The 16550-nt window shown below is 44.7% G+C and carries 12 protein-coding genes; 8 read left to right on the top strand and 4 right to left on the bottom strand.

Features of this window, described 5'->3' with window-relative positions; translation table 11 throughout:
• The first annotated feature begins 822 nt into the window (after positions 1-822).
• The 3 genes from QUB52_RS17240 to QUB52_RS17230 all read left to right on the top strand — a co-directional run bounded on the left by QUB52_RS17240 (position 823) and on the right by QUB52_RS17230 (position 6859).
• A complete protein-coding gene (locus QUB52_RS17240; protein WP_265239603.1) occupies positions 823-4176 on the top strand; it encodes a PAS domain S-box protein in 3354 nt (1117 codons plus the stop codon).
• A 5-nt stretch (positions 4177-4181) separates the two neighbouring features.
• A complete protein-coding gene (locus tag QUB52_RS17235; protein ID WP_332974102.1) occupies positions 4182-5513 on the top strand; it encodes a hybrid sensor histidine kinase/response regulator in 1332 nt (443 codons plus the stop codon).
• Positions 5514-5719: 206 nt separating this feature from the next.
• A complete protein-coding gene (locus QUB52_RS17230; RefSeq protein ID WP_332974107.1) occupies positions 5720-6859 on the top strand; it encodes an RNA-guided endonuclease InsQ/TnpB family protein in 1140 nt (379 codons plus the stop codon).
• Positions 6860-6895: 36 nt separating this feature from the next.
• On the opposite strand, the gene hpsU is transcribed toward QUB52_RS17230, so the two are convergent.
• Positions 6896-7465 carry a hormogonium polysaccharide biosynthesis acetyltransferase HpsU gene (hpsU, locus tag QUB52_RS17225; RefSeq protein WP_332974106.1) on the bottom strand — a complete coding sequence of 190 codons (570 nt, stop codon included), beginning with the start codon at positions 7463-7465 and terminating at the stop codon, positions 6896-6898.
• A 163-nt stretch (positions 7466-7628) separates the two neighbouring features.
• Between hpsU and QUB52_RS17220 the strand changes: the two genes are divergently transcribed.
• Positions 7629-8426 (top strand): cation diffusion facilitator family transporter, encoded by a 798-nt coding sequence (locus tag QUB52_RS17220; protein WP_265239601.1) that lies wholly within the window; start codon positions 7629-7631, stop codon positions 8424-8426.
• Positions 8427-8515: 89 nt separating this feature from the next.
• Here QUB52_RS17220 and QUB52_RS17215 read toward each other — a convergent pair whose 3' ends face one another.
• Positions 8516-9517, bottom strand: coding sequence for a glycosyltransferase family 2 protein (locus QUB52_RS17215; protein WP_265239600.1), 1002 nt, complete (start codon positions 9515-9517; stop codon positions 8516-8518).
• A 101-nt stretch (positions 9518-9618) separates the two neighbouring features.
• Entirely contained in the window at positions 9619-10590 is a 972-nt protein-coding gene (locus QUB52_RS17210; protein ID WP_332967987.1) for a glycosyltransferase family 2 protein, read from the bottom strand.
• A 451-nt stretch (positions 10591-11041) separates the two neighbouring features.
• On the opposite strand from QUB52_RS17210, the gene cobU reads away from it, so the two are divergent.
• The 3 genes from cobU to QUB52_RS17195 all read left to right on the top strand — a co-directional run bounded on the left by cobU (position 11042) and on the right by QUB52_RS17195 (position 14675).
• Positions 11042-11590 (top strand): bifunctional adenosylcobinamide kinase/adenosylcobinamide-phosphate guanylyltransferase, encoded by a 549-nt coding sequence (cobU, locus tag QUB52_RS17205; protein ID WP_265239598.1) that lies wholly within the window; start codon positions 11042-11044, stop codon positions 11588-11590.
• 279 nt (positions 11591-11869) lie between these two features.
• Positions 11870-12292, top strand: a complete 423-nt coding sequence (locus QUB52_RS17200; protein WP_332967955.1) for a hypothetical protein — start codon at positions 11870-11872, stop codon at positions 12290-12292.
• Positions 12293-12605: 313 nt separating this feature from the next.
• Positions 12606-14675, top strand: a complete 2070-nt coding sequence (locus tag QUB52_RS17195) for an ABC1 kinase family protein (RefSeq protein ID WP_332974104.1) — start codon at positions 12606-12608, stop codon at positions 14673-14675.
• A gap of 97 nt (positions 14676-14772) precedes the next feature.
• Here QUB52_RS17195 and QUB52_RS17190 read toward each other — a convergent pair whose 3' ends face one another.
• A complete protein-coding gene (locus tag QUB52_RS17190) occupies positions 14773-15882 on the bottom strand; it encodes a hypothetical protein (RefSeq protein WP_332974101.1) in 1110 nt (369 codons plus the stop codon).
• A gap of 381 nt (positions 15883-16263) precedes the next feature.
• Here QUB52_RS17190 and QUB52_RS17185 point away from each other — a divergent pair, with 381 nt between their 5' ends.
• Positions 16264-16407 carry a hypothetical protein gene (locus QUB52_RS17185; protein WP_332967959.1) on the top strand — a complete coding sequence of 48 codons (144 nt, stop codon included), beginning with the start codon at positions 16264-16266 and terminating at the stop codon, positions 16405-16407.
• Positions 16408-16550: the final 143 nt, after the last annotated feature.

Raw genomic sequence — 16550 nt, 5'->3', positions numbered from 1 at the left:
CTATTTGGTATTTTATCCATCATTACAACTATGTTTTGAGCCAATGAATATCTAATCACTACATATTTATCACTACCAGATATCACTCTACTAACTTTAGTCAACATTAATTTTATTGGATTTTATCATAATCTCCACTAATTTTTTTTTGAAGTCCCGTTATCAATTTAAGCAGGGGTTATGCAATGACTCTTTAAGTGGACAAGTCAAATATCCAAGTATTACAATGAGTTTAACTGGTGGGAGAGATATTGCTATTACTCTGCTAGTTGCGTCTGTTTTGTGTCTATTTAAGTGAAAATTTAACGGATATAGCTAAAATTGATAACGTTCCAAGAATACTTGACATTCTACCGACATGGGGGAAAAACTATAACTCAATCACATTTGTCAATCCGTAATTTTACTTAAAATACTGCTTGTTTAGGAGTAGAAAATTGGCGATTTGGGGGTGGGTGGGCATAAATATGCCGATCGCCAGAATTGCCCGATCGCCCAAATCTTAGTTTCCCCCCGCCCAATCTGAGTAAATTATGAGCATAATTGCTGATTGACAAACGCTTCCCTAGCTGATGTTGTCACTAATGTTCTACCGATAGGATTGATTAGGAATAGAATTGATGAGAAATAGAAATACTTGGCGATACATCCGAAGAATTAAGGGAAATAGTGTCGCAAGGGATACAGAATATCGCAGATTGAAAGCCTAACGATCGCCCTACTGAACGTTTTCTTCAGTACCCAAATAGGAGGGAATGAAAACCTTGCGATCGCCCAATTGGACACAAGTTGTAGAATAAAAGCTGAAATGCACGAGCCAACATGAGCAAATTCCCACCAGACAAAACCCAACCGCCACAGCAAGAGAACACAACAGCAGAGGTATTGCGACAGGCTCACTTCGAGGCTTTTTTTGCAGGTGCCAACGCCGGAATGATGATTTATGACAGCCAACTTCGGTACGTCTCAATTAACGAAGTTCTGGCCCAGATCAATGGCATTCCTGTGGCAGACCATATTGGTAGGTCGCTGGGTGAAATGCTGCCCGACTTGGCTCCGACTCTGGAACCAATGCTGCAAGGGATTCTGGATACGGGCAAGCCAATTCTCGACTATGAAGTAGCGGGTGAAACGCCGAAACAACCAGGCATCCTCCGCTACTGGGAAACATCTTACTATCCTTTGGTGGATGAAAATGGCAGGGTTTTTGGTGTGGGTGTCATTGTGATTGAAATTAGCGATCGCAAGCGGGCAGAACAAAAGCAGGCACGACTTACGGCAATTTTGGAAGCAACTTCCGACTTAGTAGGAGTTTGTGATGCGGCTGGGCATAACGTCTATCTCAACCAAGCCGGACAGGAAATGCTGGGGATGTCTCCAGAGGAAGCACGATCGCCGTTTAGTCTAGATTCTGTGTTAGCTCCCTCGGTAACGGCAAAATTTCACGACGAAGCCTTTTCCACCGCTTTACGAGAGGGTAGCTGGGCTGGTGAAACTCTATTATTGTCACGCGATGGGCAAGAAATTCCAGTCTCCCAGGTTTTGATCGTTCACAAAACGGAAGCGGGCGAAGTCGAGTTTATTTCCACTATTGTGCGGGATATTCGCGATCGCAAAAAAGCTGAAGAAGAGCTGCGCGAACAGGAGGCTGCACTGCGCGATCGTAACGCACTGCTAAACTCTATTTTGGAAAGTACGCCAGACATAATTGTTGTTAAAGATCGGGAAGGGCGTTATGTTGCCATCAACTCCACTTTGGCAAACTTCCTAGGCAAGCCAATTGAGGAAATCATCGGCAAGAATGATTTGGAATTACTGCCGCCTGACACTGCCCATGAAATGATGGCAAAAGAGCGCCAAATCATGGCAGCAGGAATCACTGAGAGTTACGAGGAAGATGTCTCTGGCGGTGAAAAAACCGCGACTTTTTTCACTACAAAATCTCCTTGGCGGGATACTAATGGCAATATCCTCGGCATCATCGCCACAACACGAGATATTACCGATCGCAAACAAGCCGAAGATGCTCTAAAACAAAGTGAAGAACGTTATCGATCGCTCATCGCTGCCACATCTCAAATTGTCTGGGCGACGGATGCTGAGGGGCAAGGCACTGATTTACAGAGTTGGAGAGCTTATACTGGACAAACCGAAGCGGAAGTGGCTGGTTCTGGCTGGTTAGATGTAATGCACCCGGACGATCGCGAACGAACGGTTCAAGTCTGGATGGAAGCATTGCGAACTAAAAGCCTGTATGACATAGAATATCGAATCCGAGGGGCGGATAGAAACTATCGTTATTTTCAATGTAGAGGTGTGCCAATTCTGAATGAAGATGGCAGCATCCGGGAGTGGGTTGGCACTTGCATCGATATCCACGATCGCAAACAAGCAGAAGATGCTATAAAACAAAGCGAAGAACGCTATCGATCGCTAATCCTTGCCACGTCCCAAATTGTCTGGACAGCCGATTCTGAAGGGCGATCGCCCGATTTACCAACTTGGAGAGCTTATACTGGACAAACCGTAGCTGAGGTGGTTGGTTTGGGCTGGTTAGATACAATTCACTCGGACGATCGCGAACGAACGGCTCAGGTGTGGATGGAAGCAGTGCAAACGAAAAGCCTGTATGACATAGAATATCGGATTCGGGGAGCAGATGGAAACTATCGTTATTTTCAAGTTAGAGGGGTACCCATTCTGAATGAAGATGGCAGCATTCGCGAGTGGGTTGGCACTTGCACCGATATCCACGATCGCAAACAAGCAGAATTCCTAATGGCAAAAGCCAAGGAAGCCGCAGAAGCAGCTAATCGGGCAAAAAGTGAATTCCTTGCTAACATGAGCCACGAATTGCGGACTCCCCTGAATGGCATCATGGGATACGCGCAGATTCTTCAGCGTTCCAAAGTCTTGAATGAAGAAGAGCGATCGCGCATTGATGTCATTTATCAGTGCGGTTCCCATTTATTAACCTTAATCAATGACATTCTCGATTTGTCGAAGATTGAAGCACAGAAAGTGGAACTCCAGCCCACCGATTTTCATTTCCCAGCCTTCCTGCAAGGTGTAGCAGAGATGTGTCGCATCCGAGCTGAAATTAAGGGAATTGACTTCCATTTTCCATCAAGTCCCGAACTCCCGATCGGCATTCGTGCAGATGAAAAACGCTTGCGACAAGTGTTAATTAATCTTTTAAGCAACGCTATTAAATTTACGGATGAGGGCACTGTCACTTTTATAGTCAGTTTTGCCACAGAAGAAAAAATTCGCTTTGAAATACGCGATACAGGTACCGGCATTGCCCAAGATCAACTCCAAGCTATCTTTCAGCCCTTCGAGCAGGTAGGAGATCGCAGACGGCAGACGGAAGGCACGGGGCTGGGATTGGCAATTAGCAAAAGGATTGTAGAATTAATGGGTAGTACCATTCAGGTTCAAAGTGAGATGAATGTTGGCAGTATTTTCTGGTTTGATGTCGATCTGTATCAAGCCGAGGAATGGGTGAAAACGTCTCAAATCGACCATCGCGGGCAGATAATCGGCATCAAAGACCGCCAACCTAAAATTGTGGTGATCGATGACAAATGGGCTAACCGTTCAGTAATTAGCAATTTGCTTAGTCCGATCGGCTTTGAGGTGTCTGAAGCCAACGATGGGCAAGAAGGCTGGGAAAAAATTGTAGAGGTGCAGCCCGATTTAATCGTTACCGACCTATTAATGCCCGAACTAGATGGCTACGAGCTGATTAAGCGGGTTCGAGACTCGGAAAATTTCAAAGACATCGTGATTATTGTCTCTTCTGCCAGCGTATTTGAAACCGATCAATACAGAAGTTTAGAAGCAGGAGGCAACACCTTTATTCCCAAACCTGTTCAAGCCACGGAACTCCTGGAAAAATTGCAAAAGTATCTTGATTTGGAATGGGTTTACGAAGCCAATGAAGCTCCACTGGCGATCGCCTCAGACACCACTGAGCTAATTTCCCCGCCTGCTACAGAAATGGAAATCCTATACGAGCTGGCGATGAAAGGCAATTTCCTAGAAATAGTTAAACAGGCGGTATTACTTGAAGAAATAGATCCCAAATACATTCCCTTTGCTAAAAAATTGCATCAGATGGCAAAGGACTTTCAAGACGAAGAGATTTTAACGTTTATTCACTCCTACAAGTAAGGTCTATGAATTCAACAATTCAAGCCAATGGTACGATTCTTATAGTTGATGATAATTCAGCCAACTTGGGTGTCTTATCTGATGCCTTAAGTCAGGAAGGATTTGAAGTTCGGGTCGCGAAATCTGGAAAAATGGCACTAGAGCGAGTTAAATATGCTCTACCCGATCTAATTTTGCTAGATGTCATGATGCCAGAAATTGATGGATTTGAAACCTGTCGTCGATTACAGGCTAATCCAGAAACTAAACAGATTCCCATTATATTTATGACGGCTCTCTCGGATACGGCTAATAAAGTTGAGGGGTTTAAGCTTGGGGCTGTAGATTATATTACCAAACCCTTCCAACAGGAGGAAGTATTAGCTCGCGTCAAACTGCATTTAAAGCTTCATGTTCTAGCTGATAAATTAGAAGAAAAAAATACCTTATTGGAGCAAAAAGTTTTAGAAGTCAGCCAAGCCTATGAAGATTCACAACAAATGCAACTTAAGTTAATCCAAAGCGAGAAAATGTCCGGCTTAGGGCAAATGGCGGCTGGGATTGCTCATGAAATAAACAACCCTATAAATTTCATATCTGGCAATCTGGGTTATGCCCAAGAATACGCGGAAAACTTATTAAAAGTTTTACACCTGTATCAAGAAGATTATCCAAATCCAACTCCTCGGATTCAATCAGCAATGGATGAAGTAGAACTGGACTTTTTGGAGGAAGATTTTATCAAAGTTCTTAAATCAATCAACTTAGGAACGCAACGCATTGAGGAGATTGTCAAGTCTATGCGAATCTTTTCTCGTGTGGATGAAGCAGAGGTGAAAGCAGTAAATATCCATGAAGGAATTGATAGTACACTCACGATTCTGCATCATCGTTTAAAAGCAAAACCAGAGCATCCTGAAATAGAACTAATAAAAGAGTACAGTCAGCTTCCACCAGTAGAATGCCATGCCGGACAACTCAATCAAGTGTTCATGAATGTTCTTTCAAATGCCATTGATGCTTTGGATGAATCTAATCAGCAGCGTTCCTTTGCAGACATCAAACAACACCCGAACCGCATTCAGATTTGTACAAAAGTAATTGATGAAAATTGGGTTGCTATTTATATTAGTGATAACGGTCGGGGAGTTTGCGAAACCATAGAACAAAAGCTATTTGACCCCTTTTTTACCACCAAACCTATCGGTAAAGGAACTGGATTGGGGTTATCTATCAGTTACCAAATTATCGTTGAAAAGCATGGGGGAAGATTATACTGTCAACCTGTATTAGTAGGAAAGGGAGTAGAATTCGTCATTGAAATTCCAATTCGGCAACAAGCTGGTAAAGTTGCTTAGTTTCCCGGTGCAATGTGTTTTACCTGAAAATTGGGTTTAAAGCCCCGTCCTTCTAGGACGGCTTCTTCTTAGCCAACGATCGCAGGAATTCTCTAAGAACATCTGTCTTAGTTCGTCCCATTTTTTTGCAATGGGCTTCAAGAAAATCAAATTCGGAATCTTCAACCCTAAAATCTAATCGTCTTTTCATACTAATACCGTTGGTTATGCTGTACAATAGTAGCATGAGAACATTGAAGTTTAAATTTTATCAGCACAAGCGGAATAGATTTCTAAAGCGACAAATTAACGCTTCGGGAATAATCTACAACCATTGCATTGCGCTGCATAAACGGTACTACCGGATGTTTAAAAAGCATCTGAATTGTGCCAAACTTCAAGCTCATATTGCTAAACTTCGGAAACGAAGTCAGTTCTGGCAGTCTGTCGGATCTCAAGCCGTTCAGAATATCTGTCAACGCATTGAGAAAGCATACCAACTTTTCTTCAAACACCACAAGAAAGGAGTCAGACCACCGAACTTTAAGAAGGTTCGCAAGTACAAATCTTTCACGTTGAAACAAGCTGGATATAAATTTTTGGGCGGCAATCGCGTCAAAATTGGGAGCCAGGTTTATCAATATTGGAACAGCCGAGAAATTGATGGAATCATCAAGACGCTCACAATTAAACGAACTCCATTAGGAGACGTGTTTTTGATCGTGGTCGTTGATAGTTCCCAAGCAGTAGTCGAAGTCGAGCCAAGTAAAATTGCTGGCTTTGATTTTGGGTTGAAAACTTTTCTCACTTGCTCGGATGGATCCAAAATTGAATCACCCCAATTCTTGAAGCAGTCACTCAACAAAATCAAAGCAGCTTCACGGCAACTTTCCAGTAAAAAGAAAGGTTCAGCCAATCGTGAACGAGCTAGATTAAATTTAGCACGACGGCATGAAGATGTAACTAATCGGCGCTCTGATTGGTTCTGGAAACTTGCTCACACATTGACGGATCGGTTTGATCTGCTTTGCTTTGAAACGCTTAACCTGAAAGGGATGCAGAAACTTTGGGGTCGCAAGATTAATGATCTTGCGTTCCGAGAATTTATGCAAATCTTAGAATGGGTCGCTAAAAAGAAAGGCAAGATCGTCACCTATATCAGCCAATGGTATCCAAGCTCCAAAACTTGCAATCATTGTGGTCACGTCCTAAAAGAATTAGACCTTTCTACTCGCATTTGGCGTTGTCCGTCTTGTAGTTCAGTTAACGATCGGGACGAAAACGCCGCTAAAAATATCTGTATGGTTGGGGCATCAACCATTGAACTAGGTGATGTAAGACGGGCTTTGCCTGCGATCGCTGTTTGAATTTAGAATCCCCGCACGTTCACGTCGGGGAGTATGTCAAGAACTTTGGTTAATTTCTCGCTGATAGCGGGGATGACAAGGTGTTCCCGTACAAACAAAGCCTGCGGGCATATTTTTAAAGACGCTGCTGCGAGCTCCAATTAAAGCGTTGGCACCGATTTCGACACCGGGGCCAATGAAGCAGTCGGCGGCAATCCAAACGCCATGATTAATGATCACAGATGCTGTAATTAAGCCAAAGGCTGGGTCTTGAGGGTCGTGGGTGCCGGTGCAAAGGTAACTTTTTTGGGAAATGACGCAGTGTTTACCGATCGCAATTCGCTCCAAACTGTACAATACAACATCGTCGCCGATCCAACTGTAGTCTCCGATTTCAATTTTCCACGGATAGGTAAAACGAGCCGTGGGGCGAATTACTGCACCTCGACCTATTTTGGCTCCAAATAACCGCAACAGCCCGCTCCTGATGCTATTACAAGGGTGTGGAGTGAGGGGAAAGGCGATCGCCTGGACGAACCACCACAGCAAAATTAGCCAACCAGGCCTTCCGCGATCGAACTTTGATTGATCGTAGCGGCGCAAATCAACTAAAGATTCGCCTGTCAAAGTATTTGCGTGATTGTCGCTAATTGGACGATCGTTTATTTGAGAATTTGGGGAATTTGCGATCAAATTTTCCTGATCTTGGTTCGTATTTGGTATATAATCGGTCACTGATAGTTAATTTATTATTTAATTTAAAATCGAGTTTAACCTTAAGGACTGCTGCATGACATTTCTAGTTAGGGACAATTTTGACTCGAAAAACGCCAAGGATATCGCACAATGCGAGAATATAAATCCCAGAATTGGCAAAATTCGACTTTTACAAACAGCATTGGTACTGCTTAGCAGCTTTTTTGTAGCAGAGTTAATCGCCGCACTTAATTCTCATAGTTTGTCCCTATTAGCAGATGCGGGTCACGTTTTTTCAGATGTAGCAGCTTTAGCAATAACTTTGACAGCGACTTGGTACTCCTCAGTCAAACGCAAAAGTAAATCCGTAGATTGTACGATCGCACAATCGCCAATTCCCGATCGCCCAGAAATCATTGCTGCCTTAGTTAATAGTATCAGTTTAGTGGCGATCGCCCTGTGGATTGCAGTAGAGTCGATCGACCGATTGCTGTCCCCAACTCCCGAAGTAGAAGGACTCCCGATGTTAATTACCGCCATAGTCGGTTTAAGCATCAACTCAATTAATGCTTTTTGTCTGCATTCTTGCTGTCACGGCGACCTCAACCTTAAAAGCGCCTTTCTGCACGCAGTTGCGGACATTTGTTCCTCGGTTGGGGTAATTGTCGCAGCCATCGCCGTGGCTTGGCTGCACTGGAATTGGGCCGACGGCTTGATTAGCTTGCTGGTGTCTGGGGCGATCGTTTTATTAACTCTACCACTATTAATTGAAAGCATCCGTTTACTGTTAGGTAATGTCTCTGCTATTGCCGCCATTCAACAGCCTTGCGATTGCGAAAAAATCAGCGCCGAAAAATTACTTTTTCCCTCACTAGAAGAACTTATTAAATAAAAACAAGACGGTGGTTGAGACCAGGTTTACTGAAACGAAGTACACTTCAATCCGACTGAAGAAATAAAGTAATTTTTACTGCTCGATCTTCAACCCGCGTCGGCGGGTTTTGTTTTTATAGACGCGGTTTCAACTGCTCGGTCTTCTTCTTCCATCTCCTGATTGATCGCTACAGGCGGCGATATAGGAGCTTCAGGTTCTGCCACATTCAACTGACCGCCACAACAACGCAACTCGTAAAGTTTTGCATTAATTTGATACTCGTACTGACTCAATAGTCTTGCATAAATATAGCCAGCTTTTCCATCCAAAAAGCCTAACTGAATGAAGTAAAATAAAATAAATCTGAGCAGTGGTTTAAAAGGCAGCCGCACCCAAACTTTTTTGAGAAATCGCTTCCGCTGTACGGCATCTCCAAATAAGTGAGCACCAATAGTGCCGCTGTCGTCGCGCCCTTCAATAATATTGTAATAAACGCGAGCTTCCCAATTAGAATAGCGGTTGTGCCGTTCTATCCAGTGAAATAAATCGCGGTAATCCTCGTGGATCATGTCATTTTTTAAGTAGCCGACTTGACCACCTAAAATGACGTGTTCGTGAACTTCATTGTCGCCAGTATTGGGGACGGATTCAGTGCCGAGATTTTCGTAACGGCCTTTTTGATGCTTGAACAAACGCAAATTCCAGTCCGGATATCGACCGCCGTAACGCAGCCATTGACCTAAAAAGAAGACTTTGCGGTTGAGGTAGTAGCCGTCAAAATTGGGGTCTTCGATCGCCTGCGCGATTTCGTCCCAAAGTTCCGGCGGAATGCGCTCGTCGCAATCGACAATTAATACCCATTCGTTGCGAAAGGGTAGGTTGTCCAAAGACCAGTTTTTCTTTTTTGGCCAGCGGTTGTCGAAGTAGAATTGCACTACTTTTGCACCACTGCTGATGGCAATTTCTACGGTGCGATCGCTGCTTTGGGAATCTACCAGAAAAACTTCATCCGCCCTGGCAATGCTGGCCAGACACGCAGGTAGATTAAGTTCTTCGTCTTTGGCCGGAATGAGAACTGAAACCGGAATCTTGGATGAACTAGATGTCATAATCGAGTGCTTGAATCTGAATGCGGTCGAGTTATTGTGGATGAAGTGCGATCGGCACAGTTGAGCCGACGACTGGAACAGTGAGGGATATTGCTTATAGCCTAATGCCTGCTGGTCGATTTCGGTAGAAAAATCAGGCCGCGGAGGGCTGCACTCAAATAACCGATTTGACCCCAAGCAAAAACGAAATTTTCAAAGCGCAGCCCTGGATCTCTGATGTATTTCAAAGATTTGTAGACACCCCTCAGTATTCTTTCACCGCCCCGTCCAAGCTGAGCAATACCCGCTCGATCGCACAATTGTTCCCGATAGCACTCGCTGATGCCTTGCCACCAACCGCGCTCTAGAAACCAAGCTTTGTTGAGCCGTTCTGGGGCAACATTGTGCATCACCAACGCGGACGGCAGATAAATTACTTGCCAACCTAACTCTAATGCTAATTCTGTGGCGCGCAATTCTTCATTTGACAGCAACTTTTTGCCGACTCTACCGAGTTTGACATCGAAGCCGCCAATTTGTTCGAGAAAAGCGCGCCGGATTGAGTAGTTTACACCCCTGGGAGTCAAACCGGCAGCAGTTACATACACGCAAGTATCGCCTAAATCGTAAACTCCCAAATTCTGGGCCAATCCGGGCGACAGCCAGTCTGGCGGGGAGACTCCAGCAGGCCACAGCAAGTTAACTTTGCCGCCGGCTATGGCTAGTTTTTGATTGCTTTGATAAGCCGCGTGCAGCACCCTGAGCCAATTCGGCTCAGCAATAGCGTCGTCATCGAGATAAGCCAATATTTGGCTACGAGCTGCCTTTGCGCCAGTGTTGCGGGCTACTGACAGACCGATTTCGGGTTCCCATACGTACTTGAGCCGTCGATCGCCTAGTCTCGCTTCTACCACCTCACGGGTGCGCGAAATGGAACTTTCGGCAGTCGCATAATCGCTAGAACCGTTATCGACTATTACTACTTCAAAGTTGTCGGGAAAATCCTGTACCAGCAAGCTGTCGATCGCCCCAGCTAAATAGGCGGCGCGATTGTGGGTGCAAATAATCGCTGATATCTGAGGATGCTTTGGCATAAATAACAGCTTGGGAAATACTGGGCATTGGGCATTGGCCAAACAGGGCATTGGGCGAAGCGAAGCGGAGGCATTGGGCATTGAGCATTGGGAATAGTTTCAGATTCTTGCTTCTTCTACCTGAATTGCGAATTAGTAGTACCTCACTTGAAAAGAAAACGGCTATGCTTGGAAGCTCGATCGACTGACTCTGATATAGCCTTTCTCAGAAAGATCAGGTACGCATCGGGGATATGGCATCGGGGATATGGCATCGGGGATATGGCATCGGGGATATGGCATACCTCACTTTTTTGAGAACCGCTATATTGTCCCATTAATGCTATTATCGCCTTAAAATAATTGGCAATCAAATAACCAATAACCAATAACCAATAACCAATAACCAACAACCAATAACCAACAACCAATAACCAACAACCAATAACCAACAACCAATAACCAACCATAAATGACTAAAATAATCTTAGTAACTGGGCCGGCCCGCAGTGGCAAAAGTGAATGGGCGGAAACTCTGGCTGAGGGTTCTGGAAAACAAGTAATCTATGTGGCTACCGGCTTGGTTGATGAAGCGGATTTGGAGTGGGTTCGTCGCCTCGAACAGCACCGAAATCGCCGTCCAGTTAATTGGAAAACTCTCGAAGTGCCGATCGAATTACCGACAGTTGTGCGCGCCGGCCAACCGTCGGATTGCTTATTAATTGATTCCCTGGGAACTTGGACAGCAAATCTTTTGGAACAAGAAGCGGCAGTTTGGGCGACTACGCAGCAAGATTTGCTCGCTAGTTTGAAGTCAACGGCGGCCGATGTAATTTTTGTAGGAGAAGAAACCGGATGGGGTGTTGTGCCTGCTTATCCGGCGGGGCGGCTGTTTCGCGATCGCCTCGGCACTCTCGTCCGCCACATCGGGGCGATCGCCGATGCTGTTTATCTCGCTACCGGAGGTTACGCCTTAAATCTCAGCACTTTGGGTACGCGACTGCCACTAGCCAAGAATTAATCAGCCGGAAGTGCGATCGACTTTCTGAGAAAAAATCCAGGTTTCCCGGTAGACAATTTTAGCTAAAAATTAGGTATAATTCTAACCAAGATTGAAAACTCAAAACTTACATAAATTACTCCAAGGAACTACTCTATTGGGAAACCCACACCACAATTGGACACGGAAAATAGCCAAGTTTTGAAAATATGTAAAATATAAAATGTCTTTTTGGATAGAGTGTAGGTTTAAAGTTTAAAGTCTAAAATTGCTAATCAATTGCAGGATTGACTAAAAGTTATGGCATCCAATAATGAAGTGAGAAAATATATTGCTTACTGGTTTCAGTTAGGCAAAAAAGTATTAATTCGCAACGGTTCCGCAGCGCTGCTACCAAAATCGGTAATTGCGGGCGATCGCTACAGCAACGAATTTGAAGACTGCTGGCAAAAAATCATCTCCCCCGACAGCGGAGACTGCTACCTGGAAGGCACAAACGAAACAATTGCCGAACTACTGACATCAGGATGGGAAATCAGTCCCTGCGCCCGCTGCGCCATGCCCGTAGTCTTTCACGAAAACGGAATGCCGCCGGAGTCCTGTCCCTGTCACGACTTAGCGAACTGGCCCAATACTGAAATGCCACAACCTCGATCGCCCGTCAGTACAAAATCACAACTTTCAGGCATTCGCGATCGACTCCAGAGAACCGGCGGGGAGTAAAGAGGGGGAGATTGGGAGATTGGGAGATTGGGAGATTGGGAGATTGGGAGATTGGGAGAGGGGGTGGCCAGAAACCGGGTTTTTCTCTAAAATATTTCGTTACAACCCTAGATCCAGTAAAAAACCCGGTTTCTTTGGTCATAGCGCATAAGTCTTGGACTCCGCTTCGCCCAATGCCCAATGCCCCATGCCCCATGCCCCATGCCCCATGCCCCATGCCCCATGCCTTCGGTTTTCTCTATCTAAAAGCAGTGGTGAGAAGGCGACAAATTGTTACAATTAGTTTACAATGCTTCACACTAGGTCTGAGTTTATGGATGTCAAGACAGTATCGCCAGCCACCCCGCTAACTTACTCAAATTCAGGGACTCACACTGCACTCGGCAATCTCCAAGAGGTAGAAACCGTTCCCCTGCAAGCAATACAAGTAGAACTAGAGACAGTGGCGGTGACTCCCGAACCGCTCAAATCAGCCAAAGATATCGCTTACGAGTTGGCAGGAGAAGCCGTGCGCTACGATCCAGTGGCGATCGCAGCCCAGTATCGCGATCGTCCCCTGCAAGTCTGGGGACGGCTGTCGAGTGTTGTTTGGACATTTTTTAGCTTTGCCCTCAGTTTGTGGTGGGACAAAAAAAGAGGGCGCACCGCAGCCAACCAAAAGCGCCGCGCCGCCCGCCTGCGAGACATTCTCAGCCAACTCGGCCCAGCTTTCATCAAAATCGGACAAGCACTCTCCACCCGCCCCGACTTAGTACCCCCCGCATATTTAGAAGAACTAACAACGCTGCAAGACCAATTGCCAGCATTTCCCAACGAAGTAGCATATCAATTTATACAAGAAGAATTGGGCGCACCCCCCAACGAAATTTACGCCGAAATCACCGCAGATCCGATCGCAGCAGCATCCCTCGGACAAGTCTACAAAGGGAAACTCAAAACAGGGGAAATCGTCGCCATCAAAGTACAGCGACCGGGTTTAGCCGAAAACATCGGCTTAGATATTTATATCCTGCGGCGCGTCGCAGTTTGGGCACAAAATAACTTCAAAATAATTCGCAGCGATTTAGCAGGAATTATGGACGAGTTGGGCGAGCGCATTTACGAAGAAATGGATTATACCCACGAAGGACAAAACGCCGAACGCTTTGCCGAACTTTACGGGAATTTGAAGGATATTTACGTTCCCAAAATCTACTGGGAATATACCCGCCGTCGCGTCTTGACAATGGAATGGATCACCGGCGTCAAACTCACTAATTTGGAAGCCGTCAAGGCTCAAGGAATCGACGCTCCTTACTTAATTGAAGTGGGGGTGCAGTGTTCCCTCAGACAGCTTCTAGAACACGGTTTTTTTCACGCAGACCCGCATCCCGGCAATCTTTTGGCAACTCCTGACGGTCACTTGGCTTATCTCGATTTCGGGATGATGAGCGAAGTAAAACCTTATCAGCGGTACGGCTTGTTGGAAGCTGTGGTGCATTTGGTAAACCGCGACTTTGAAGGTTTGGCAAAAGATTACGTCAAGTTGGAGTTTTTAACGCCAGACACCGATTTAACGCCAATTATTCCAGCTTTGGCCGGCGTGTTTAACAATGCTTTGGGTGCTAGCGTTGCCGAACTCAATTTCAAAAGCATTACTGACGAACTTTCGGCGGTGATGTACGAATATCCTTTCCGAGTTCCAGCTTACTATGCTTTGATTATTCGATCGCTCGTCACCCTAGAAGGGATTGCGATTAATGTCGATCCAGAATTCAAAGTGCTCAGCAAAGCCTATCCTTACGTAGCAAAACGGCTGTTGAGCGACCCCGCACCGGAATTGAGAGCATCTTTGCAAGATTTATTGTTCAAACAAGGCGAATTCCGCTGGAACCGCTTAGAAAATTTACTGAACAATGCCCGCGAAAGCGACGATTACGATGTCAGCAAAATCCTCAACCAAGCGTTAGAGTATTTATTTTCTCAAAGAGGAGATTTCATTCGCGATCGGATTGTTGTTGAATTGGTAAAAAGTCTCGACACACTTTCCAGCAAAGCTTTTGATAATGCCAAAGCAGTTGTCGGCGAATGGTTTGGAGTCAAAGCGAGTCTACCCGTTGTTTCACCAACCGAACAACAAAACTTGGAACATATCAAGCGAATTTGGGATATTTTGCAATCAACTCCGGGTTTTGACAGCATGAAAGTATTGCAGCTAATTCCGCAGTTATTAGTAAAACCAGAAGTGCAGAACATGGGCCAGCAAGTCGTAGGCGGTTTAGCTCAAAGAGCAGTTGCTAGGTTAATTAGGGAGTTTTTGCTTTCCGAGAAACCGGCAGCAATTCCTGAGAGTGCAGCTTATCCTAAAACTTCGCCTCAGTTGTCTTTACCTGCTGCTAAGTAGTGAGATTGGGAGTTGAGATACGCAGATGTTAGCGGATGAACAGGGATGAATGCAGATATAATTATATCTGCATTCATCTGTTCGAGTATTTCAGTAACTACTGAAGTTTAAATCCTTTAGCAGCTAATTGTTGGCGGAGACTTTGAATGATGACGCTATCGACCGTATTCTCGCCTTTATTGGCACTAGCTTTACGTTGTTGTTCAACATATTCATTTCGCTTTTGAGACAATTCGCGAATCGTCTTTTTAATGCTCTCCCTTTCGGCTTTCTTAGCAGCTACATATGCTTTTTTTTCGGCTAAAGCCATACTACGCATCACTTCTGGCAAGGCATCATTGGAGAGTGACTCAATTGTAACTCTGCCGTTTTCGAGAGCATCGAGCAAATCCCAAGAAGCATTATCATAGTATTCAGAAGCTTTGGAGCTACTACGCATAACCAAATTTCCGCCAGCATTACTATCTTCAACTGCTTGACGCTGTTGTCCTACTTTGCCTTCTCTACCATAGGGAATGTAGGTTTGATTTAGTTTAGTATTCAAAGTCGAAATCTGGTCGTCGAAAGGGGATTTAATTACCACAATTGCTTGATTTTGATTGATATTAAAGTGACTGCCTTTTGCTACAGTAGCTCCAGATGCCCAAAGTTGTCGCTCCTGACTTTCTGCTGAACCACAGTAAATAGTATTAACGAGAGTATCTCCTTTCACAGCAAGATTGACAGATTGAGTCCAAACAATTGGGCCTTGATCGAAGGGTTCATTACCCGCAATAAAAATCACGCGAAAATCAGCAGGATCTTTACTCCAGTTTAATTGTTGCATGGCGGAGCGAATTACCCAGCCAGCATATTCTTGGCCGCCATTAGTTTTGATACTAAATAGCTTTTCGGAAACTACATCTAATTCAGGAGTAAATCCAGTTAACAATCTGACAAAACCTTCCTCAGAAGGTAAGCTGTCATTACCATAATGGTAGAGAGCGACTTGTAACTCTGGCACTTCGCCATCTTTCGTGACTTTAGTTAAAAAATTCACAATTTGCCAAAGTTGATTGCGAGTCTGGTCAATGAGTCCATCCATGCTATTACTAGAATCTAAAAGGATGGCTATCTGAATTTTTGCTTTAGCGAAAGCTGCTGTGGGAAAACAGAAGATACTTAGAGTTAAAGCTGTAGTGAATAAAATTCTAGTTAGTTTTTTCATGGAATTTTCCCTAGGAAATTATTTTTTACCCAATTATAGTCACTGATCATAGAGATTTAGTTCCTGGTGTCAAGTAATTTATAACAATATTTTACATTTGGGCTCGATTCATTACAGGACTTACCAACTCCGATCGAAGAAACCGGGTTTTTACCGAATTTGTGGACTGCAACACGTCTTTTCGTTAAAAACCCGGTTTCTGGTCATTCATGGGTAACTCAGACCAAAGAAACCCGGTTTTTTGCGAAAATTATTCGGTGTTACCGGGAGATGCGGCAAAAAACCCGGTTTCTGGGCATCCATGCGTAAGTCCTAATTTAAGCTGCTACTGTAGCTGGTGACAAAAACTTGCTATAATTGAGGTGTCCCAGATCGTTCATCATGAAGTATCCCCTTCACACCCAATCTCAGCCCGTCGTTGGCGAAGCAGCAAAAAAGCTAATAGAACCGATCGAATCCGGTCGAGCCATCACCAATCAACCTGTCCTCAACCTTGCCAAACGGATTGCGGCTCGTCGTCGCTAAGCCAAAAAGAATGCCCAGTCAAAAATTTGAAGGAATCGACTTTTCCCAGATTCCAATCGAACCTCTTACCCCTGAACTTATGAACCGAGAACAGGGGTTTCGCTGTCTCACAGGAGAATTTGTTACTTAAGGATCGTAAATCT

The organism is Microcoleus sp. A6-C6 (assembly GCF_036705955.1).
Classification (GTDB): Bacteria; Cyanobacteriota; Cyanobacteriia; order Cyanobacteriales; family Microcoleaceae; genus Microcoleus.
The sequence above is the reverse complement of the archived record's forward strand: the minus strand, read 5'-3'. Positions and strand labels throughout refer to the sequence as shown.

Bases quoted from the DNA above. Each gene is read 5' to 3' on its own strand.
- QUB52_RS17190 (WP_332974101.1), bottom strand. From the start codon at position 15,882: ATGAAAAAACTAACTAGAATTTTATTCACTACAGCTTTAACTCTAAGT.
- QUB52_RS17240 (WP_265239603.1), top strand. From the start codon at position 823: ATGAGCAAATTCCCACCAGACAAAACCCAACCGCCACAGCAAGAGAAC.
- QUB52_RS17220 (WP_265239601.1), top strand. From the start codon at position 7,629: ATGACATTTCTAGTTAGGGACAATTTTGACTCGAAAAACGCCAAGGAT.
- cobU (WP_265239598.1), top strand. From the start codon at position 11,042: ATGACTAAAATAATCTTAGTAACTGGGCCGGCCCGCAGTGGCAAAAGT.
- QUB52_RS17210 (WP_332967987.1), bottom strand. From the start codon at position 10,590: ATGCCAAAGCATCCTCAGATATCAGCGATTATTTGCACCCACAATCGC.
- QUB52_RS17185 (WP_332967959.1), top strand. From the start codon at position 16,264: ATGAAGTATCCCCTTCACACCCAATCTCAGCCCGTCGTTGGCGAAGCA.
- QUB52_RS17235 (WP_332974102.1), top strand. From the start codon at position 4,182: ATGAATTCAACAATTCAAGCCAATGGTACGATTCTTATAGTTGATGAT.
- QUB52_RS17215 (WP_265239600.1), bottom strand. From the start codon at position 9,517: ATGACATCTAGTTCATCCAAGATTCCGGTTTCAGTTCTCATTCCGGCC.
- QUB52_RS17200 (WP_332967955.1), top strand. From the start codon at position 11,870: ATGGCATCCAATAATGAAGTGAGAAAATATATTGCTTACTGGTTTCAG.
- QUB52_RS17230 (WP_332974107.1), top strand. From the start codon at position 5,720: ATGCTGTACAATAGTAGCATGAGAACATTGAAGTTTAAATTTTATCAG.
- QUB52_RS17195 (WP_332974104.1), top strand. From the start codon at position 12,606: ATGGATGTCAAGACAGTATCGCCAGCCACCCCGCTAACTTACTCAAAT.